Source organism: Nonomuraea sp. NPDC002799, from assembly GCF_053592075.1.
The window spans coordinates 14,766-34,954 of record NZ_JBSFVA010000007.1 but is presented as its reverse complement, the minus strand read 5'-3'; the positions used below and the strand labels follow the sequence as shown (position 1 = coordinate 34,954).

General features: G+C 70.0%; 20 protein-coding genes. 8 read left to right on the top strand and 12 right to left on the bottom strand.

The window, feature by feature from the left end; genetic code table 11:
• Positions 1-56: 56 nt before the first annotated feature.
• Together ACWD0F_RS15595 and ACWD0F_RS15590 are read right to left on the bottom strand one after the other, a co-directional pair.
• A complete protein-coding gene (locus tag ACWD0F_RS15595; RefSeq protein WP_449875816.1) occupies positions 57-1,505 on the bottom strand; it encodes an LCP family protein in 1,449 nt (482 codons plus the stop codon).
• 260 nt (positions 1,506-1,765) lie between these two features.
• Entirely contained in the window at positions 1,766-2,752 is a 987-nt protein-coding gene (locus ACWD0F_RS15590) for a neutral zinc metallopeptidase (RefSeq protein WP_449875814.1), read from the bottom strand.
• Here ACWD0F_RS15590 and ACWD0F_RS15585 point away from each other — a divergent pair.
• Complete coding sequence (locus ACWD0F_RS15585) at positions 2,751-3,023, top strand: hypothetical protein (RefSeq protein WP_449875812.1); 273 nt, start codon at positions 2,751-2,753, stop codon at positions 3,021-3,023. The genes ACWD0F_RS15590 and ACWD0F_RS15585 overlap by 2 nt on opposite strands.
• A 321-nt stretch (positions 3,024-3,344) precedes the next feature.
• Complete coding sequence (locus tag ACWD0F_RS15580; RefSeq protein ID WP_449875810.1) at positions 3,345-4,214, top strand: LysR family transcriptional regulator; 870 nt, start codon at positions 3,345-3,347, stop codon at positions 4,212-4,214.
• Positions 4,215-4,257: 43 nt separating this feature from the next.
• On the opposite strand, the gene ACWD0F_RS15575 is transcribed toward ACWD0F_RS15580, so the two are convergent.
• Genes ACWD0F_RS15575 through ACWD0F_RS15565 form a run of 3 tightly spaced genes read right to left on the bottom strand, consistent with a single transcriptional unit; the run spans position 4,258 to position 6,527 of the window.
• The gene (locus ACWD0F_RS15575) at positions 4,258-4,482 is read right to left on the bottom strand and encodes a hypothetical protein (protein WP_449875808.1); all 225 of its coding nucleotides are present in this window, start codon (positions 4,480-4,482) and stop codon (positions 4,258-4,260) included.
• A gap of 31 nt (positions 4,483-4,513) precedes the next feature.
• Positions 4,514-5,860: a sensor histidine kinase gene (locus ACWD0F_RS15570; RefSeq protein WP_449875806.1), complete on the bottom strand. Its 1,347-nt coding sequence runs from the start codon at positions 5,858-5,860 to the stop codon at positions 4,514-4,516.
• Entirely contained in the window at positions 5,853-6,527 is a 675-nt protein-coding gene (locus ACWD0F_RS15565; RefSeq protein WP_449875804.1) for a response regulator transcription factor, read from the bottom strand. The genes ACWD0F_RS15570 and ACWD0F_RS15565 overlap by 8 nt, the downstream gene beginning before the upstream one ends.
• Before the next feature lie 127 nt (positions 6,528-6,654).
• Between ACWD0F_RS15565 and ACWD0F_RS15560 the strand changes: the two genes are divergently transcribed.
• From ACWD0F_RS15560 to ACWD0F_RS15550, 3 genes are read left to right on the top strand one after another with little or no spacing between them, the layout of a single operon-like run.
• Complete coding sequence (locus ACWD0F_RS15560) at positions 6,655-7,833, top strand: LolA family protein (protein ID WP_449875802.1); 1,179 nt, start codon at positions 6,655-6,657, stop codon at positions 7,831-7,833.
• The gene (locus ACWD0F_RS15555; RefSeq protein ID WP_449875800.1) at positions 7,830-8,828 is read left to right on the top strand and encodes an ATP-binding cassette domain-containing protein; all 999 of its coding nucleotides are present in this window, start codon (positions 7,830-7,832) and stop codon (positions 8,826-8,828) included. The genes ACWD0F_RS15560 and ACWD0F_RS15555 overlap by 4 nt, the downstream gene beginning before the upstream one ends.
• The gene (locus tag ACWD0F_RS15550) at positions 8,815-10,098 is read left to right on the top strand and encodes an ABC transporter permease (protein WP_449875798.1); all 1,284 of its coding nucleotides are present in this window, start codon (positions 8,815-8,817) and stop codon (positions 10,096-10,098) included. The genes ACWD0F_RS15555 and ACWD0F_RS15550 overlap by 14 nt, the downstream gene beginning before the upstream one ends.
• 178 nt (positions 10,099-10,276) lie before the next feature.
• Here ACWD0F_RS15550 and ACWD0F_RS15545 read toward each other — a convergent pair whose 3' ends face one another.
• Together ACWD0F_RS15545 and ACWD0F_RS15540 are read right to left on the bottom strand one after the other, a co-directional pair.
• Positions 10,277-11,005: a YcnI family copper-binding membrane protein gene (locus ACWD0F_RS15545; RefSeq protein WP_449875796.1), complete on the bottom strand. Its 729-nt coding sequence runs from the start codon at positions 11,003-11,005 to the stop codon at positions 10,277-10,279.
• Positions 11,006-11,046: 41 nt separating this feature from the next.
• Entirely contained in the window at positions 11,047-11,583 is a 537-nt protein-coding gene (locus ACWD0F_RS15540; RefSeq protein WP_449875794.1) for an MFS transporter, read from the bottom strand.
• Positions 11,584-11,751: 168 nt separating this feature from the next.
• On the opposite strand from ACWD0F_RS15540, the gene ACWD0F_RS15535 reads away from it, so the two are divergent.
• Positions 11,752-12,207, top strand: a complete 456-nt coding sequence (locus tag ACWD0F_RS15535; protein ID WP_449875792.1) for a hypothetical protein — start codon at positions 11,752-11,754, stop codon at positions 12,205-12,207.
• Between the two features lie 148 nt (positions 12,208-12,355).
• On the opposite strand, the gene ACWD0F_RS15530 is transcribed toward ACWD0F_RS15535, so the two are convergent.
• From ACWD0F_RS15530 to ACWD0F_RS15515, 4 genes are all read right to left on the bottom strand, one after another.
• Positions 12,356-13,462, bottom strand: a complete 1,107-nt coding sequence (locus ACWD0F_RS15530) for a hypothetical protein (RefSeq protein ID WP_449875790.1) — start codon at positions 13,460-13,462, stop codon at positions 12,356-12,358.
• Positions 13,463-13,550: 88 nt separating this feature from the next.
• The gene (locus tag ACWD0F_RS15525) at positions 13,551-13,757 is read right to left on the bottom strand and encodes a hypothetical protein (protein WP_449875788.1); all 207 of its coding nucleotides are present in this window, start codon (positions 13,755-13,757) and stop codon (positions 13,551-13,553) included.
• A complete protein-coding gene (locus ACWD0F_RS15520) occupies positions 13,754-15,115 on the bottom strand; it encodes a hypothetical protein (RefSeq protein ID WP_449875787.1) in 1,362 nt (453 codons plus the stop codon). Before ACWD0F_RS15520 ends, ACWD0F_RS15525 begins: the two co-directional genes overlap by 4 nt.
• Positions 15,112-16,266: a hypothetical protein gene (locus tag ACWD0F_RS15515; protein ID WP_449875785.1), complete on the bottom strand. Its 1,155-nt coding sequence runs from the start codon at positions 16,264-16,266 to the stop codon at positions 15,112-15,114. Before ACWD0F_RS15515 ends, ACWD0F_RS15520 begins: the two co-directional genes overlap by 4 nt.
• Before the next feature lie 268 nt (positions 16,267-16,534).
• Here ACWD0F_RS15515 and ACWD0F_RS15510 point away from each other — a divergent pair, with 268 nt between their 5' ends.
• Together ACWD0F_RS15510 and ACWD0F_RS15505 are read left to right on the top strand one after the other, a co-directional pair.
• On the top strand, positions 16,535-17,512 hold the full coding sequence (locus ACWD0F_RS15510) for an alpha/beta hydrolase (protein WP_449875783.1): 978 nt from the start codon (positions 16,535-16,537) through the stop codon (positions 17,510-17,512).
• 100 nt (positions 17,513-17,612) lie between these two features.
• On the top strand, positions 17,613-18,446 hold the full coding sequence (locus ACWD0F_RS15505) for a siderophore-interacting protein (RefSeq protein WP_449875781.1): 834 nt from the start codon (positions 17,613-17,615) through the stop codon (positions 18,444-18,446).
• Between the two features lie 192 nt (positions 18,447-18,638).
• Here ACWD0F_RS15505 and aceA read toward each other — a convergent pair whose 3' ends face one another.
• A complete protein-coding gene (gene aceA / locus ACWD0F_RS15500) occupies positions 18,639-19,925 on the bottom strand; it encodes an isocitrate lyase (protein WP_449875779.1) in 1,287 nt (428 codons plus the stop codon).
• Positions 19,926-20,189 lie beyond the last annotated feature (264 nt).

Genomic DNA, 20,189 nt, shown 5'->3' with positions numbered 1-20,189 from the left:
AGGCCGCTCCCGCACCCCGGGGGCGGCCTCCGGGCCTTCGGGCCCCGGCGCTCCCGCTAGAGGCCGCAGAGCTCGTCGAGGGACTTGGCGGCGGCCTTCTGGGTGTTGCGGGTCGGCGTCTGCGTGGGCGTGGCGGCCCGGGTCTTCGACGGCGTCGCGGTGGCTCCGGCGGTGGCGCCGGGGGAGGCGGTCACGTTGGCGGTCTGCGCCCGGGACGGCCGGACGGAGTCCTGGACGGCCTTGCGGGCCGCCAGGCGGATCTTGGCCCAGTCGGGACGGCCCGAGTAGAACTCCGGCGGCACGAACTGCAAGCTGTTGATCTTGGCGTCCTTGACCTTCAGGGCGAGCGCGGCCAGCGGCTGCAGGAGCTGCTGGGGGATGTTCGTCTGCGCCAGCCGCTTGGCCGCGTCGGCGATCTTGCCGAACTTGGTGAGGATCACCCCCGGCGTGGCCTGCTGGGCGAAGGCGCCGATGACGCAGCGCTGGCGGGCCATGCGGGAGAAGTCGTCGCTGTTGACGCGGGAGCGGCCGTACCAGAGGGCCTGCTCGCCGGACAACGTCCGATAACCGGCCTTGATGGTGCCCGCGGTGCCGTAGAGGCCGCCCCACTTGACGTCCTGGTCGACCCGGATCTTGATGCCGCCGATGGCGTCCACGAGGTCGGCGAAGCCGTACATGCTCATCATCGCGTAGTAGTCGATCTGCAGGTTGAGCGTGTAGCCGATCGCGTCCATCAGGGCCCGCGGGCCCTTGTCCTTGCCGCCCATGAGCTGCGGGTTGTCGGTGGCGTACTGCCAGACCTCGTTGAGCAGGCCGCCGTTGGGCAGCTCGGCCATGAAGCCGTTCGGGAACTGCCTGTGCAGCGGCGAGGACGGGGGGAAGCGCACGTGCTGCAGGTTGCGCGGCAGGCTGAACAGCACCGTGGTGCCGGTCTTGACGTCGATGCTGGCCACGTTCATGCTGTCGGTCCGCACGCCGGTACGGTTGCCGGCCGCGTCGCCGCCGATCAGCAGGAGGTTCACCCGGGCCTTGCCGTGCCACGGGTCCTCGCCGGCCTTGGCCACGGGCGGCGCGTCGGTGTCGACCACGGAGGGGAAGATCTTCTGGACCGTGTCCCGGACCTCCACCACGGCATTGGCCACCAGCGCGAACGGGGACATGACCGCCACGCACAACACCCCGACGAGGATGCCGGTGACCACCTGGCCCTGCTGGTTCAGCTTGTTGGGGTTGAGCGTCACGTAGGAGGTCACCAGGAGCGCGAACCAGGCCAGCGCGCCCAGCGCCGCGACGACGATGACCCAGACCATCATCCCGGGGTCGGCGAACGCGGTGAGGTCCTCGGACTCGTAGGCGGCCAGCCAGTAGGCGAGGCCCGCCAGCAGCAGCACCGCGTACACGCCGATGAGGATCAGCCCGGTACGGCGGCGCCCGGCCCGCAGGTGCGCGGCGCCGGGCACGACGGCGGACAGCACGGTCCACCCCAGCACGGAGGCGGTGCCCATCGGCTTGGCGAAACGCGGTGCGGACGACCCGGCAGGCCCGGCAGGCCCGGAAGCCCGGGGCGGGCGACGAGTGGGACGCCGTTTCCTGCCTCCGGACACGGTGTCGTCCCCATCGCGTGTGCTCACACCCGGCTCCTTCGCATGCCTACCAGGCAAAACCGACGTCTGCCCCCCGTGGGGCACAAGATTGCCAGGAGTCTAGTCCCCATATACGGACATCAGAGACATGTGCCCAAGCTGAGATGAACACCACGTGCTCATCAGGAGACCGTTGAAGAGGGCGCCAGCCACGTGTTGCACTGGAATGTCTTGCTCTTCTCCCACCCCTGCCGGAACCACCGATTGTTGTTCGCCGGGGTGCCGTGGTCGCGCGGCCAGCCGGGATAGTCGCCCACCTGGCCGTAGAACGAGTACAGCCTGCTCCGCAGGGACATGCTCACGGGGTAGGACGACGCCACCGACCGCATCCACATGCCGCCGAAGCAGGTGGCCTGCAGCTCCAGCCGCCTGCTGAGCCCCAGCTTGCCGCTCTGGCTGCCGGAGCTCAAGGTGCCGCGCCACCAGGAGTCCATCAGGCCGGTGACGTTCTGGACGTGGTGGCCGTACTCGTGGGCCATCATGCTGATGATGCCGCCGTGCCAGGAGATGATCTGGCCGTAGCCGCGGGCGTTGCCGTTGCCTCTGGCCATGGCCGAGGTGGAGGCGTAGATCGTGTTGTTGCGCGGGCAGTAGTACGGCACCATGCTCCCCGCCGACGGATAGTCGCCGCACGCGCCCCTGCCGCGCTTGGCCACGATGGCGTAGCCGGGCGGGCTGAAGTCGATGCCCTGCTTCTCCAGGATCGGCTGCCACGCCTTGTCCATGCACGCGCCCGTCTTCAGGATCAGCGCCTTGAGCTGGCTGTGACTGAAGATGTCGGCGTTGCCCGCCCGGCAGTTGAGCCGGGGCAGCGTGCCCGCCTTGTACATGGTGTTGTTCTTCAGGCTCCGGTTCACCGTGACCCGGGTGGGCGGGGTGACGGTGGTGCTGGGCTCGTCGTCCTGACTGGGCCTGGACTCCCGCGTCCGCGTGGGGACGGGGTCGTCGTCGGAGGAGCGGTCGGGCAGCGACGAGTACGTCGGGATCGCGACCGGCGTCGTGCTCTCCGTCCTGGACGAGCTCTTCAACATCGCGGCCCCGATGACGATCAGCACGAACAGCGCCGCGATCCCGCCGAACACGGCACTGAGCACCCCGAGGACGCCCATGCCCGACTTCCTGCGCCGCGGCGCGGGCTGCCACTGCCGGGGCGGCATCGGCGGCGGCGGGGGAGGAGGCGGCGGCTGCTGCCGATACGGCCCCCCGTGGGGCGGAGGAGGCGGCGGCTGCCGGTACGGCTGCCCCTGCGGCGGGGGCGGCGGCGGATACTGCGGATACTGCGGGGGTTGCGGCAGCGGATACGCCGGCCCCTGCGGCGCCGGATACGCGGGCCCCGGCGGCGCCGGATACGCGGGCCCCTGCGGGGGCGGCGGCGCGTAGGGGTTGCCGCCCTGCGGTTGCGGCTGCCGTTGGCCGGCTGGCGGCCAAGGCAACGAGGGTGGCCTCTGGGGCTGCCCGGGTCCCTGCGGCGGGGGTGGATATTGCCCGTTCCCTGTCACCGTGTAGCCCCGTTCACGCGGTTGTCTGGAATGTATGGCTTTGCGGCGCGACTAGTCGGACCCTTGCCAAATTTGGGGCAAAAGCATACTCATTTACCACCCGTCACGGATGTAGCAGCACTCGGTTACAGTCCGAAATCATTCGAGGTGATCTCGGTTATCTCCCGGTCCGCGCGGCGGGCGGTGTCCTAGCTTTCTTGGCATGAATCTCCAGCAGCTCCGCTATGTGGTCGCGACTGCGGAGCACCGCACCATGACCGACGCGGCCAGGTCGCTCTACATCGCGCAGCCTGCGCTATCCCGCGCGATCCGCGATCTGGAGCGAGAGCTCGGCATGACGCTCTTCGCTCGTTCCGGCCGTGGCGTGGTCGTCACCGCGCAGGGTCGCCGGGTGGTCAAACTGGCGAGGGAGGCACTCGACGCCGTTCACGAGATCGAGGGTCTGGCCAGCCATGGCGCCATCACAGAGGCGGAGCTCCGCATCGCCTCCACGCCCAGCCTCGAACCCGGACTCGCGGGGCGGCTGCTGCCGGCCTACGCGGCCGAGCATCCGGGGGTGCGCGTGCACATCGTGCGGTGCGACGGCCGGGACGGCGTCGTCACCGCCATCAGGGATCAGCGGGCCGATCTCGGGCTCACCGATCTCCCCGTGCCCACCGATCTCATCACCCACCCGCTCGAACGCCAGGAGATCGTGCTGATCTCCCCGCCCGGGCTCGAACTGCCCAATCCGGTGCCGATGGGCAAGCTGAACGGCATGCGCCTGGCGCTGCCCGCCCGCGGCAGCATGCGGCGCAGGGAGCTCGACGCGATGTTCGGCAAGTACTCCGTGACCCCCGTCGTCGTGCTCGAAACCGATGAGCGCAACGGCTGGCTCAACGCGGTACGCGCCGGGCAGGCCTCACTGCTGTGGTACCGCGGCATGGCCGAACAGGCCGGCCGGGCCGGCCTCGTGGTGCGCTCGCTCGAACCCGCCGTGCGCCGCGTCATCGCCGTCGTGCACGCCAGGCGCCGCCTGCCGCTCATCGCCCAGGACTTCCTGGCCACCGCCGAAAAGGGGACAGCCGCCTGACCCGATTCGGAACGCTCCATGATCTGCCTACCGCACCAGCGCATCAGGGCCCGGAACACACGGAGCCCAGGGGGCCCGGCGACGAGGCCGTGCCCCTGAGGGTCGCCTCCATCGGACGCGCCCCGGACCACCCCCCGATCCCCAGCACCTCGCCCGAGCCTGCCGGCGTGCCCTCGTCCGGCACGTGGCGGGCCCCGACCCGTGCCACCCGCGAGCCGCCCTCGTGGGTGCCGGACACGTGGCAACCGCCCTCGTCGGTGCCGGACACGTCGCAACCGCCCTCGTGGGCGCCGGACGCGTCAAGGGCGTACCGGAAGCCGCACCACGGCACACAGTCCCGGTGCGGCGTCCCGCAACGTCACGGTCCCGCCGTGCGCCCGCACGGTCTCGCGCACGATGGCCAGCCCGAGCCCGGCGCCGCCCTCATCGCGGCTGCGCCCCGAGTCGAGCCGGGTGAAGCGGTTGAACACCCGCTCCCGGTCCTGCGCGGGAATCCCGGGGCCGTCATCGGTCACCGTCAGGACGCCGTCGGCGGTCAGCGCCACCTCGACCTTGGAAGAGGTGTGGCGCACCGCGTTGTCCATCAGGTTCGTCAGGACCCGGCTCAGGTCGAGCGCGTCGCCCTGGACGACGACGGGCTCGCAGACGGTCAGGCGGGCCTCGGCGTACCGGTCGACGGTCTGGCGCACCACCTCGTCGAGATCGACCGGCTCGCGCCGGGCGGGCACGCCGCCGCGCTCCTCCAGCCTGGCCAGCGCCAGCAGGTCCTCGGCCAGCCGGGACAGCCGCAACGTGTCCTCCAGCGCGCCTTCGGCCGTCTCCTGCCAGTCCTGCCCCTCGGGATGCCCGAGCGCCACCTCCAGCTGCAGCCTGATGCTGGCGAGGGGGCTGCGCAGCTCGTGCGCGGCGTCGGAGACCAGCGCCCGCTGGCGCTGCTCGGCCTCCTCCAGCCGGGCCAGCATGTCGTTGAGCGTGGTGGCCAGGGAGTGCACCTCGTCACGCGAGGCGGGCACCGGCAGCCGCCGCGACCTGGCCGTGTGCGTGATGTCGGCGGCGCCCCTGCGCAGCGCGGCGATGGGCCGCAGCGTACGCCCGATCATGAGCCAGCTCGCCACCGCGAGCAGCACGATCAGCGCGGGCGTGCCCACGAGCAGCACTCGCCCCGCCGTGCCCAGGCTGGTCTGGATCTCGCTGATCGGCCGGGCCGCCATCACCGTCTGCCCGTGGTCCGCGCGGAGCACGACCACCCGCAGGAACCCCGGGATCGCGTACGGCCGCCCGTCCAGGAGCGTGGCCTGCCCGCTCTTCAGCACCGCGGCCCTGGCCCCGGCGTCCAGCAGCGGCACCAGCCGGTCGGTGCCGTAGGTGACGTGCGTGATCCGGCCCTGCGCGTCGAGGACCTGCACGATCGTGCCGTCGTGAGTGGTGAGCGGGCTCGTCAGCGTGCCCGCGTCGGCAGCCACCCGCACCGTCTGCGCCTGCTGCCTGGTGCTGTCGTCCACCGTGGCCATCAACGCCTGGTCGAGCACACTCAGCAGCACCGTCGCCGACAGGGCCAGGGCCAGCGCGAGCACGGTGGCGGCCGCCACCGTGAGCCGGAACCGCAACCCCTGCCGCCGCCACCACGTCAGCGGGGAGTCAGCCACCGTCGCCCGCCAGCCGGTAGCCCGCGCCGCGCACGGTCTGGAGCGCGTTCCTGCCGAACGGGACGTCGACCTTGCGGCGCAGGTAGCCGACGTACACCTCGACGACGTTCGGGTCGGTGTCGAAGGTGTCCCACACGTGCTCCAGGATCTCCGCCTTCGACACGACCTCGTCGTGCCTGCGGATCAGGTATTCCAGCAGCGCGAACTCCCTCGGCGTGAGCTCGATCACCTGGCCGCCCCGCTCGACCCTGCGCCGCGCCGGATCCAGCGACAGGTCGCCCGCCACCAGCACCGACGGCCGCCGCCCCGAGTCGCGCCGCAGCAGCGCCCGCAGCCGGGCCACGAGCACCACGTACGAGAACGGCTTCGTCAGATAGTCGTCGGCGCCCAGGTCGAGCCCGTCGGCCATGTCGTACTCGCCGTCCTTGGCCGACAACATGAGGATCGGCACCCAGTTCTCCTCCGCGCGCAACTGCTTGCACACGTTGTATCCCGACAGTCTGGGCAACATGATGTCCAGCACCACGATGTCGTAGTCGCCGTGCCTGGCCGCGTGCAGCCCCTCCTCACCGTCGTGGGCGAGGTCCACGGCGAACCCCTCGGCCTGCAGCCCCCGCTGGAGCGCCGCGGCCATGCGCCGCTCATCCTCGACCACAAGTACTCTCATGTGGTGATTCTCCCGTTCCTCCCCTGAGACGACGCTGAGAAGGCTGAGAGCCGTCTCAGACATTCTCAGGCTTGCCACAGGATGCATGACGCAGGCTCTGGGCATCGACATACCGTTAAGGAGTGAGATGCGTAGAGGCACATTCGTGAGGTGGGGAGTCCCGATCGCGGCGGCGGCCGTGATCGGAGCCGCGATCGGCGCCGGCCCCGTCATCGCCGCGGTCAGCGGGGAGCCCGCGCTGCCGGAGCGCTCGGCCGAGCAGTTGCTGGCCGACGCGGTGGCGGCGACCGGCGACGGAGGCGGCATCGCGCCGATGTCCGGCACGGTGCAGCAGACGGCCTCGCTCGGCCTGCCGGCGCTGCCGGCGACCGGCGCGGCGTCGCCGCTCAGCCTGCTGTCCGGCTCGCACGAGGTGAAGGTCTGGTACGGCGCCTCCGACAAGGTGCGGGTGGCCATGCCGACCCAGCTCAACGAGACCAACCTGATCGTCAACGGCGACCAGGCCTGGTACTGGGACAGCTCCACCAACACCGCGACCAAACTGAAGATCAACGCGAAGGCCGGCCAGGAGCACACGCCGCCGACGCCGCAGCCGACCGACGTGACGCCGCAGCAGGCGGTGCGCCGGGTGCTGGCGGGGGTGGACGAGCACACCGGCGTCCGGGTGATCAACACGGCCGAGGTGGCGGGCCGCCCGGTCTACCAGCTCGTGTTGTCGCCCAAGGACGAGGGGTCGCTGGTCCAGGAGGTGCGCATCGCCCTCGACGGCGAGACGTACGTTCCGCTGCAGGTCCAGCTCTTCGCCAAGGGATCGGCCGAGCCGGCCTTCCAGGTCGGGTTCACGCAGGTGACGTTCACGCCGCCGGCGGCCGAGAACTTCGCCTTCACCCCGCCCGCGGGCGCCAAGGTGGAGGAGGCGGTGATCGGCGAGAACGGCTTCGGCGAGAACGCCTTCGGTGACAAGGCCGAGGAGCGCGCCGAGCACGCCAAGGACGTCGCGGGCGCCGCCAAGGTCGTCGGCAAGGGCTGGACGACCGTGGCCGTCCTGCCGTTCTCGGCGGCGGACCTGGGAGGCGAGCCGGCGCAGGGACAGAAGCAGGGACAGGGGCAGGGGCAGGGGCAGGGCGCGAGCGGCCAGGCGCTGCTCGACAACGTGCTCAAGTCCGCCACCCCGGTGAGCGGCACGTGGGGCTCGGGCAAGCTGATCAAGACCAAGCTGGTCACCGCCCTGCTGACCGACGACGGCCGCCTGCTGGTCGGCGCGGTCACCCCGGAGGAGATCATCGAGGCGGCGGGCACCAAGTGACCATCGTCACGACAGAAGCGGGGGCGCCCTTCGGGGCGGCCCCGCCCTCCGGGGACGGCACGGAGGACGGCACAGACGACAGCGCCATCGTCACGCGCGGCCTGACGAAGCGTTTCCGCGGCGGCCAGATCGCGGTGGACACGCTGGACCTGGCCGTGCCGCGCGGCTCGGTGTTCGGCTTCCTGGGGCCCAACGGCTCCGGCAAGACCACCACGATCCGCATGTTGCTCGGCCTGGTCGCGCCCACGGCCGGCGCGTCCTCGATGCTCGGGCTGCCGCTGGCCCAGGCGCTGCCCAAGGTCGGGGCGCTGGTCGAGGGACCCGCCTTCTACCCGTACCTGTCGGGCACCGCCAACCTGCTGCGCTTCGACGCCGCCGATCCGACCGCCGCCGGCGCCACCGCCAGGCGGCGCGCGGCGCTGGCGCTGGAACGCGTGGGCCTGTCGGCCGCCGCGGGCAAGCGCTACCGCAACTACTCGCTCGGCATGCGCCAGCGCCTGGCCATCGCCGCCGCGCTGCTCGGGCCGCGCGACCTGCTCATCCTGGACGAGCCGACCAACGGGCTCGACCCTCAGGGCACGCGCGAGGTGCGCGCCCTGGTCAAGGAGATCGCGGCCGAGGGCACCACGGTGTTCGTCTCCTCGCATCTGCTGGCCGAGGTCGAGCAGATGTGCACGCACGCGGCGATCATGCGGACCGGCCGGCTCGTGGCGCAGGGCACGATCGCCGCGCTGCGCGGCGGACTGGTGACGCGGGTGAGGGTCGAGACGCCCGACGCGGCGGACGCGGCGCGGGTGCTCGGCACGCTGGGCCTGGACGACGTGCGGGCCTTCGACGGGGAGGTCATGGCCGAGCTGGGCGGCCACGCGCCGGAGGCGATCAACGCCACGCTGGTGGGGGAGGGCGTGGCCGTACGCGGGCTGGCCGTGGTGCGGCCGAGCCTGGAGGACGTGTTCGTGGGACTGACAGGGGAGGGATTCGATGTCGACGGCTGAGACCCGGACCCGAGCGGGCGACCCGGCACCGGACGCCGTGACACCGGACGCCGTGACACCGGACGCCGTGACACCGGACGCCGTGACACCGGACGCCGTGACACCGGACGGCGAGACACCGGACGCCGTGACACCGGACGCCGTGACACCGGACGGCGAGACACCGGACGCCGTGACACCGGACGCCGTGACATCGGCCGGTGTGGCGCGAGTCGCCGACGGGAAGCCGGGTGCCGACGGGGCACCGGTCGCCGAGACGCGGGCGGCGCGGCGGATGCCCGGGCTCGTGCCGGTGACCGAGAGCCTGCGCAGCGCCGAGCGCCACCCGCCCGAGCGCGCCGGAGCAGCCGGGGCCGCGGAGGCCGCTGGGCTTGCCGGACCCATTGCCGGGCTGGGCGGGCATGGCGGGCGTGGCGGGGCCGCCGTGTCCGCCCTTCCGGCCGTCAGGGTCGCGTGGGCGTTCTGGCGGCTGCTCGGCTCGGAGCTGGGCCTGACCTTCCGCCGGCCGCGCAACATCACGATGCTGGCCGTGCTCGCCGCCGTTCCCGTCATCGTCGGTGTCGCGCTGCGGCTCTTCACGGGTGCCGGCGACGACGGCATGAGCGGGATGATCGCCGACGTCGCGGGCAACAGCCTCATGCTGACGTTCGTCTCGTTCTCGTTCCTCGTGCTGCTGCTGATGCCGGTCGCGGTCAGCGTGGTGGCGGGCGACGCGATCGCGGGGGAGGCCGGAGCGGGGACGTTGCGCTACCTGCTGGCCGCGCCGGCCGGACGCACCCGGCTGCTGCTGGTCAAATACCTCAACGCGGCCGTCTACGCCTACGCGGCCACGGCGGTGGTCGCCCTGTCCGGGCTGCTCACCGGGCTCGCCCTGTTCCCGGCCGGGGACGTGACGCTGCTGTCGGGGACCACCGTCACGATGGCGGACGGGCTGCTGCGGATCCTCATCGCGGTCGGGTACGTCGGCGCCGGCATGGCCGCCCTGGCCGCGATCGCGGTCGCGCTGTCGACGTTCACCGAGGTGTCCATCGGGGCCATCGCGGGCACCGTGGTGCTGGTCGTCGTCTGCCAGGTGCTGCGGGCGATCCCGGCGCTCTCGTCGATCACGCCGTACCTGCTGCCGAGCAAGTTCATGGGCTTCGACGCCGTGCTGCGCAGCCCGATCGACACCGCGGCGCTGCGCGACGGGCTGCTGACCTTCGGGGCCTACATCGTGCTGTTCGGGTCCATCGCCTGGGCCCGCTTCTCCGGCAAGGACATCACGTCCTGACAACCGCGCACCTTCTCGGGGCGGCCACCCACGTCCGGGGTGGCCGTGCACGTCAGCGAGGGCGGCCATCCACGTCCGGGTGGTCGCGCACGTCAGCGAGGGCGGCCATCCACGACGGATGGCCGCGCGCATCAGCAGGGGCGGCCATCCGACGTTCGGACGGCCGCCCCCGGGCGTGTCAGGCGGAGGTGCGGCGGCGCAGGCCGAGGAAGCCGACGATGACGCCGATGACGCCCACCGCCAGCCCCGCGCCGCCCAGGAGCCGGGCCGTGCCGTCGGACGTCGCCGCCTCCTGGGAGACCGCCACCACCGACGGTGAAGCGGCCGCCGGGGCGGCGGAGGCGGAGGCCGAAGCGGCGGCGTGCGTGTCGTCACCGCTGGCCGGCACGAGCTTGAGCAGCGGCGCCGGGTGCTCCGCCTCGGTCCCGTCCGCCTTGGCCGCCTCCGACCAGTCCACGACCTCGCCGCCGGAGTAGGTCTGCTTGGTCGGGAACGTCAGCGAGTCCACGTCCTTGGGCAACTGCCCCATGGACACCTCGAACTCCTGGAACTCGCCCGGATTGATCTTGCCACCGGACCAGACGACCTTGGTGACGGCCTCTTCCAGGTCGCCGTACTCGGTCTTGACGGGCGCCGGCAGCTTGCCCTCGGTGACCTTGACGTCCCATCCGGGCACGGGCTTGACCGACACGAACGCCAGGGGATGGTCGGCGGGGAAGGAGACCTCGATCTTGGTGGTCGAGGCGTTGTCGCGCTCGTTCGGGACGCGGAAGGCGACCTTGGTGAATCCGCCCTGCTCGGCGGTGCCCGGCTGGATCGTGACGTGGGCCAGGGCGGGCAGGGCGAGGCCGGCGGTGAGGGCGGTGGCGGCGGCGAGCACGGTCGCCGTACGACGGATGAAGGACATGCGGAACTCCACTGGGGTGAACGGGAAAGGGGCGTCAGAGATCAGGCGGGAAGTGGAGGACCCCGCCTGGCCACGCTGTGCCGGAACCCCGGCTGAAGCGGAACCGCCCTGGTGAAGACGATGGGTGCGGCCGGCCGCACGACCGGCACGGTGATCTGCGGCAGCGGCGTGAGACGGCGGCCGGCGCGGCGCAGCAGCGACCAGAGCGCGCCCTCGCCGCGCGCCAGCCACAGGCCCGTGATGAGGGTGGCCGTCAGGTGCGTGAGGAGCATGCCGGTGCTGACGGCGAGCCCGCCCTGCCCGTGGCCGTGCACCGAGACGTAGGCGGCGCCCTCGCCCGCGAACAGCTCGTGCAGCCCGAGCTGCACCGCGACCAGCACGAGAGTGATCGTCGCCGGGGAGCGCTCCGCGCCGCACAGCGCCAGACCCAGCACCGCCACGCCCGCGAGCCCGAGGCCGGCGGCCTGCGGATCGGGAGCCGCGCCGCCGCCCAGCATGTGCGCGAGCGCGGCGAGGGTCACGCAGACGGCGGCGAAGGCGGCCGTCCGCGCGAGCCTGAGGGGGAGTTGCGCGCGCATGGGTGTGCCCCATGCTCTCACGGGGCAAGGGGTGTTGAGGCCCCGAGTGAGAAGCTGCGCAATGTCTGGTCCGAAATTGCCATTTATCGCTAGGGTCGTGCCGATCGCGTTGATATACGTGCCGGTCGCGTTGATATAGAGGTGAGAACGTTGCGGCACTTAGCTGGTTTGCTCATCGGGCTTGTGGTGACGGTGGCCCTGCTGGGAGGCGGCGGCTGGGCCGTGCAGCAGGCGCTGGCCAGTGTGGCGGCGGCTCCGCCCGACAATAAGAAGATGTGGATCGCCTTGGGCGCCATGGCCGCCGTCGGCCTGGTCTTCGGCTTGGTGGTGGCGGGACGGATCTCGCCGCTGGCGACGTTCATCCCGTCCATGGTGTTGCTGGCCTGGACCGTCATGTACGCGCTTGACGTGAACCGGGCGCTTTCCCTCATCCCGTCCCAGGCGTCGGTCCACCAGATCGTCAGGGACGCCGGCGCGGGTGACAAGACGCTGCTGACCACGGGCGTGTTCGCCCTGCTCGGCGTGGCCATGTTCATCCCGGTGCTGATGCCCTCGCGCTGGTCGCGGCAGCGTGACGACGATGACGACGAGGACTACGAGAGCGAGCAGGGCGGCTACTACTAGCCGGGGTGGCGCCGGCCGGCGCGCCCGGCCTGGCCGGCGTCGACCGCGCCGACCTGATGACGCGCGTCCGTCGCACGCGTCCCGACGAGAGCGTGCGCCGGACGATCACGGCCACTGCGAAGCTGCTGATCTTGTCGTCGCGCTCGGTTCATCGCATGTTGGCGAGATCCAGTTCCACAAAATCCCAGTATCTGCTGTCGTCCTTGAGACCGGTACGCTCGTCGTAGGACGGCACCAAGGGGGACGTCGGGACATCGGGCACCAAAGTCTCGATCTGCTTCGGCAGCATGTTGTAAGCGGTGGCCAGGTGGGTGTTCAGCTCGCGGAGGTACTCGCGGGCCCGGTCGTGCGCGCCGCCGCCGGAGGGCAGCATCCAGTTGGGCAGGTCGTCGTCGAACTCGTGGTCGCCGAGCTTGACGGTGTCCTCGAAGCCCAGCTGGTACTGGTGCAGCACGCCGGCGAGCCAGGAGAGGGTGCCGCTGGTGGTCCCGGTGGCGTAGGCGAGCGTCCGGTAGGTTGCCTGCAGCTTGCGCAGTGCGTCGAGCGCGAACTCGGACGTCTGCCCCGGCCAAGCGCCGGCGAGCTGGCGGGCCCGCCCCTCCACGGTCTCCTGGAGGTCGGTGAAGTGCTCGGCCAGTCGGGTGCAGTAGCCGGCCTTGTCGTTCAGCTTCGCCACGTGGACGGCGTTGAGGCACTCCTTGACCAGGGGCGCGTCAAAGGGGGAGGTGTCCTCCTCCTGCCAAGGATATTTACTCGTGATCGAGTACGTCTCGTGAGTGGTGCCCCGGCCGAGATTCTCTTCGGTGAGGTCGGGAAGATTTTTGTCGAAGATGCCCTCTGCGCGGTCGTAGTTGACCCCCGAAGCGAAGACCAGGTAGCCGAGGGCCACGTAGTCGCAACTGAGGTTGTAGGCGCCGTTCTGGACAGCATCCGCGAAGCGCTCCACGGCGTCCTCCACGGCGTGTATGGACTTCCATATCCGCCCGTCGAGGGGTCCGGAGGCAGAAGAATCGCCGTAGAACCCGGCGCCGAAAGTGTCGGAGCCAGGCGGCAGACCGGTCTGCGGGGGGAGGCCCCCCTTCACTTCCGACTCGCTCAGCCCGCCCGTGTCCGTCTGCATCTCGAGGCCGACCCGTTTCAGCCGGTCGCGGTGGACGTCGACGTCCGCCTTCGGAGAAGGCCACGAACGGGCCGGCTTCGGGCCGTCGTTCCAGTCGTACCACGGTGGCGCCGACGTTGCGGGGTCCGGAATCATGCAGTTCCTTCGCTGACGTCGTGGGATGAACCCCACATGATCACTGAGAACATGCATGGTATTCAGCTGCGTTGCGCACATGTCAAGATCAGCCGTGAACCGGGCGCTCTTCTTCATCCCGTCCCAGGCGTCGGTCCACCAGATCGTCAGGGGCGCCGGCAAGGGTGACAAGACGCTGCTGACCACGGGCGTGTTCGCCCTGCTCGGCCTGGCCGGCGTCCGACCGCGCCGACCTGATGGCGCGCGTCCGTCGCACGCTCTCCGACGGGAGCGTGCGACGGACGATCACGGTCACAAGATGAGGTTGTCGACCTTGTGGTCAGTGTCGGTTTTTTGCAGTTTGTTGAAACCGCTTTCCAGCGACGACCAGAATCCGCTGTCGTCCTTGAGACCGTCCGCCTCGTTGTAGTCCGGCGCCGAGGCGGAGTCGGGGACACCGGGCAGCAGAATCTCGATCTGGTCCGGCAGCATGTCGTAGGCGATGGCCAGGTGGGTGTTCAGCTCGCGGAGGTACGCGCGGGCCCGGTCGTGTGCGCCGCCGCCGGAGGGCAGCATCCAGTTGGGCAGGTCGTCGTCGAACTCATGGTCGCCGAGCTTGACGGTGTCCTCGAAGCCGTCCTGGTACTGCTGCACCACGCCGGCCAGCCAGGAGAGGGTGCCGCTGGTGGTCCCGGTGGCGTAGGCGAGTGTCCGGCAGGATGCCTGCACCTTGCGCAGTGCTTCGAGCGCGAACTCGGACGTCTGCCCCGGCCAGGCGTTCGACAGCTGGCGAGCCCGCCCCTCGACGGTCTCCTGGAGGTCGGTGAAGTAATCGGCCAGTTGGGTGCAGTAGTCGGCCTGGCTGTTCAGCCCCGATATGTTGACGGCGTTGAGGCAGTCCTTGATCAGGGGTGCGTCAAGCGAGGAGACGTCCTCTTCCTCCCAAGGATACTTGCTCGTGATCAGGCGCGTCATGTGAGTGGTGCCCCGGCCGAGATTCGATCCGGTGAAGGAGGAAAGATTCTTGTCGAAGATGCCCTCTGCGCGGTCGTAGTTGACGCCCGTGGCGAAGACCATGTCGCCGAGGTTCTCGTAGCTGCCTCTGATGAGACGGGCGCACCCTTGGACGGCCTTGGAGAAGCGGGACACGCTGCCGGCCAAGGCCGTCATGGACCCCCACGCCCACGTGGTCACGGGTTCCCTCCAGATATGGCCGGCGTAGAAGTCGGCGCCGAAATAGTCGAAGCGAGCCGGCAGACCGGACAGCGAGTCGAGGCCCATCTCGACTTGCTCCTTGTTATGCACGCCCGTGTCCGTGAGCATTTCGAGGCCGACCCGTTTCAGCTGGTCGCGGTGGACGTCGACGTCCGCCTTGGGAGAGGGCCACGAACGGGCCGGCTTCGGGCCGTCGTTCCAGGCGTACCACGGCGGCACCGACGTTGCGGGGTCCGGATTCATGCTGTTCCTTCGCTGACGTCGTGGGATGAACCCCTCATGATCACTGAGAACATGCATGGTATTCAGCTGCGTTGCGCGTATGTCAAGATCGGCCGTGAACCGGGCGCTCCCCGGACGGCGGGCGCTCGGCCTGGCCGGCGTCGACCGCGCCGACCTGATGACGCGCGTCCGTCGCACGCGTCCCGACGAGAGCGTGCGACGGACGATCACGGTCACTCGGTGACGATGCTGACCTTGTCTTCACGGTCGGTTTTTTGCAGGTCGTCGAAACCCATTTCCAGAAAATCCCAGAATCCGCTGTCGTCCTTGAGACCGTCGCCCTCGTTGTAACTCAGCGCCGAGGCGGTCCTGGGGACACCGGGCAGCAGGGTCTCGATCTGCTGCGGCAGCATGTTGTAAGCGGCGGCCAGGTGGGTGTTCAGCTCGCGGAGGTACGCGCGGGCCCGGTCGTGTGCGCCGCCGCCGGAGGGCAGCATCCAGTTGGGCAGGTCGTCGTCGAACTCATGGTCGCCGAGCTTGACGGTGTCCTCGAAGCCGTCCTGGTACTGCTGCACCACGCCGGCCAGCCAGGAGAGGGTGCCGCTGGTGGTCCCGGTGGCGTAGGCGAGTGTCCGGTAGGTTGCCTGCACCTTGCGCAGTGCTTCGAGCGCGAACTCGGACGTCTGCCCCGGCCAGGCGCCGGCGAGCTGGCGGGCCCGCCCCTCGACGGTCTCCTGGAGGTCGGTGAAGTGCTCGGCCAGTCGGGTGCAGCAGCCGGCCTTGTCGTTCAGCTTCGCCACGTGGACGGCGTTGAGGCAGTCCTTGATCAGGGGCGCGTCAAGCGGGGAGGTGTCCTCCTCCTGCCAAGGATGCATACTCGTGATCAGGTACGTCTCGTGAGTGGTGCCCCGGCCGAGATCCGATCCGGTGAGGGAGGGGAGATTCTTGTCGAAGATGCCCTCTGCGCGGTCGTAGTTGACGCCCGAAGCGAAGACCATGTCGCCGAGGTTCTCGTAGCTGCGTCTGATGTTGAGGGCACCGCTGTGGACAGCGTTCGAGAAGCGCTCCACGGCGTCGTCCACGGCCGTCATGGATCTCCATAGGAACGTGGCCACGTAATCCGAGGAGGAGACCGCATAATAATCGCCGTAGAACTTGGCGCCGAAACCGTCGACGTCGGCCGGCAGACCGGTCAGCGGGTCGTAGCCCTGCTTCGCGTCCCACTCGTTCACCACGCCCGTGTCCGTGTGCATCTCGAGGCCGACCCGTTTCAGCCGGTCGCGGTGGACGTCGACGTCCGCCTTCGGAGAGGGCCACGAACGGGCCGGCTTCGGGCCGTCGTTCCAGGCGTACCACGGTGGCACCGACGTTGTGGGGTCCGGAATCATGTAGTTCCTTCGCTGACGTCGTGGGATGACCCCACACGATCACTGAGCAGAGGCATGGTATTCGTCCGCCTTGCGGGCATGTCAAGATCAGGCGAATTCGACGGGTACGGACGGTGTCACCGTCGATCGAGGCTCGATCTGCGGTGGCCGGGTGAGGCCCAGCCGGGCGGCGTGTCAGGCGGGCCCGAAATATGCGCGTAAGGAACGAGATACTTACTGGCCGGTAGAACGATCCGCTAAGGGGAAGAAAAGTCATCGGAGGACCCATATGCGGATCGACAGGGATGTGGTGCCCGACTACCCCTTGAGCTGGCAGGCTCGCGCGCTGACCGGTCTCATGCGCGGGACCTTGAAACCGGCCTCCAGCCTGCTGATGCGTCATCCGCTCGCGCTGGCGGGCGCGGCGCGGCTCGGCGATCTCGCCCGGCTGGTCCAGGTGCCGCATCCCGAGCAGGTGACGATCGTGCCGGCGACGTTCTCGTCGTGCGGGGGCGAATGGGTCCGCGGCGGTCAGGGGCTCGACGAGAGCAAGGTGGCGCTGTACTTCCACGGCGGCGGCTACTTCTCCTGCTCGCCGCGTACGCACCGGTCGATCACGTGGCGGCTCTCGGTGGCGGCCGGGCGGCCGGTCCTGGCGCTCGACTACCGGCAGGGGCCCGTGCACAAGCTGGCCGACTCCCTGGCCGACGCGCTGGACGCCTACGACTGCCTGCTGCGGCGCGGCCACGCGCCCGAGGACGTCGTCTTCGCGGGTGACTCGGCCGGCGGTCATCTGACCCTGGCCACGCTGCTGGCCCTGCGTGACGCGGGGCTGCCGCGACCGGCCGCGGCGATCTGCCTGTCGCCCTGGGCGGATCTGACCGACTTCCCGCGCCGCGCGAACCGGTGGCAGGATCCGCTGCTTCCGGCGAGCCGGGTGCGATGGCTGGCCCGCCGGTGGACCTCCGGGCTGGATCCGCGCGATCCGCTCGTGTCGCCGGTGCTCGGCGACTTCACGGGGCTGCCGCCACTGATGATCGTGACCGGGTCGACCGAGGTGCTGCGGGACGAGGCCAGGCGCGTCGCCGAGCGGGCGCGGCAGGCCGGGATCCCGGTGCGGTACGAGGAGTGGCGGCGGATGCCGCACGTGTTCCCGATCCTGGCCGACGTGCTGCCGGAGGCGCGTCAGGTGTTCCGGCACATGTGTCATTTCCTGGGCGCGGTGTCCGTCAGGCCCGCGTCGCAGCAGGACTCCGCGGCGGCCTGATCGCCGGATACTTGGGTTGTCCCTTTTGCTGTTAGCGGCGTACTCTTTCCCTTCATGGGGCGTGTAAGGTTAGGTATACCTAACTTCAGGGGGCTGCTCGATGGCTGAGAAGAACAGGGACGCTCACCGGGGTGTCGTTCTGCGGACCGAGCGGATCTCCCCGCACATGGTCCGTGTCGTGTTCGGCGGTGACGGGCTGGCCGACTTCGCCACCTCGGGACTCACCGACCACTATGTGAAGATCGTCTTTCCGGTCGAGGGCGTCGAATATCCCGAGCCGTTCAGCGTGAAGACCTGCCGCGAGACCATGCCGCGTGAGCACTGGCCGCGGCTGCGGACCTACACCGTGCGCGCCTGGGACCCGGACGCCGGGGAGCTGACCATGGACTTCGTCGTCCATGGCGACTCGGGGCTGGCCGGGCCGTGGGCCGAGCGGGCCGAGCCCGGGGACGTGCTGTTCCTGCTGGGGCCCGGCGGCGGATACGCGCCCGACCCCGCGGCCGGCTGGCATCTCCTGGTGGGCGACGAGAGCGTCATTCCGGCCATCGCGGCCGCCCTTGAGGCGCTGCCCGAGGGCGTGCTCGCGCACGTGCTGGTGGAGGTGGACGGGCCCGAGGAGGAGCAGAAGCTGGGAACGGCCGCGGACGCGCACATCGTGTGGGTGTACCGAGGCGACGGTCCGGTGGGTGAGAAGCTGGTCGAGGCGGTGCGGGGGCTGGAGTTCCCCGAGGGTGAGGTGCACGCCTTCGTACATGGGGAGGCGGGCTTCGTGAAGGAGCTCCGGCGCTTCCTGCGGGTGGACCGGGGGATCTCGCTCGACCGGTTGTCCATCTCCGGCTATTGGCGGATCGGTGTGGACGATGAGGGCTGGCGGGCCGTCAAGGGCGACTGGAACCGCCAGGTGGAGGCCGAGGAGGCCGTCCACACCGGATGACCGCCCTCGTTCACGTCAGCCGAGGAGGTCGCTCGCACCGGATGACCGCCTCGTTCGTGTTGGGGCGAAGCGCCGGGTGACCGGCCGTCTGCGGGTAGAAAAGGGGCCGCGCCAGTGCTGGGGGGAACTGGCGCGGCCCTTCGCCGGGGGAACCGTCCCATGCCCTGGAGGTGGCCGGCGAGTCTGCGGAAACTAGTGGGCGAACTGCTCCTCTTCCGTCGACCCCTTGTACGCGGTCGTCGAGGAGTCGGGCGCCACGGCCGTGCTGACGAGGTCGAAGTAACCGGTGCCGACCTCGCGCTGGTGCCGGGTGGCGGTGTAGCCGCGTGCCTCGGCGGCGAACTCGGCCTCCTGCAGCTCCACGTACGCCGACATGCCGTCCGCCGCATACCCCTGCGCGAGGTCGAACATGCCGTAGTTCAGCGAGTGGAACCCGGCGAGCGTGATGAACTGGAACTTGTACCCCATGTGCCCCAGCTCCCGCTGGAACTTGGCGATCGTGGAGTCGTCGAGGTGCTTCTTCCAGTTGAACGAGGGCGAGCAGTTGTAGGCCAGCATCTGGTCCGGGTACTCGGCCTTGATCGCCTCGGCGAACTCGCGCGCCACGTCCAGGTCGGGCGTGCCGGTCTCCATCCAGAGCAGGTCGGAGTAGGGCGCGTAGGCCCGCCCGCGGGCGATGCACGCCTCCAGCCCGTTCCGGACCCGGTAGAACCCTTCGGCGGTGCGCTCTCCGGTGGAGAACGCCTGGTCGCGCGGGTCCACATCACTGGTCAGCAGGGTCGCGGCCTGTGCGTCGGTCCGCGCGATGATCAGTGTGGGGACGCCGCAGACGTCCGCGGCGAGGCGGGCGGCGTTCAGCGTCTTGATGTGCTGGCCGGTCGGGATCAGCACCTTGCCGCCCAGGTGGCCGCACTTCTTCTCGGAGGCGAGCTGGTCCTCCCAGTGCACGCCGGCGGCCCCGGCCGCGATCATGCCCTTCATCAGCTCGAAGGCGTTCAGCACTCCGCCGAACCCCGCCTCCGCGTCGGCCACGATCGGCGCCAGCCAGTGCGGCGCGTCCGCGTCGCCCTCCGACCAGGTGATCTGGTCGGCGCGCAGCAGCGCGTTGTTGATGCGGCGCACGACGGCCGGCACGGAGTTGGCCGGGTACAGACTCTGGTCCGGGTACGTATGCCCGCCCAGGTTCGCGTCCGCGGCGACCTGCCAGCCGGACAGGTAGATCGCCTGCAGACCGGCCCGCACCTGCTGCACGGCCTGGTTGCCGGTCAGCGCGCCGAGGCTGTTGACGTAGTCCTCGGTGTGCAGCAGGCGCCACAGGCGCTCGGCTCCGAGCCGGGCCAGCGTCTGCTCCTCCTGCACGCTGCCACGCAACCTGACCACGTCTTCCGCGCTGTAGGTGCGCTCGATGCCCTCCCATCGAGGGTCGTTGTCCCACTCTTCCCGCAGTTGCTCCGCGGCTCCCTTGAGGCGATCCGTCATTTCGGTTCACTCCTTCGTCGTCCCCTGGGGCTCACGCCGAGTCTGTGCCCCCACGGGGCATGGCCAATAGGGCGCAATCATGAGAAGAAACGCCGAAATTTCCGATCTGGGCATTACTTATGGGTATTCAGCAGTGAAGAATTCGCGTCTTTTACCGTTGGACTAGACCAATCGCCTGAGTGGAACGGGCCCGGGGTGCGGTCGCCGGCGTCCTCGGGACACGCCCCCCGCAGAGGCTAGAAAATGGGCCGATTTTCTGTCTAA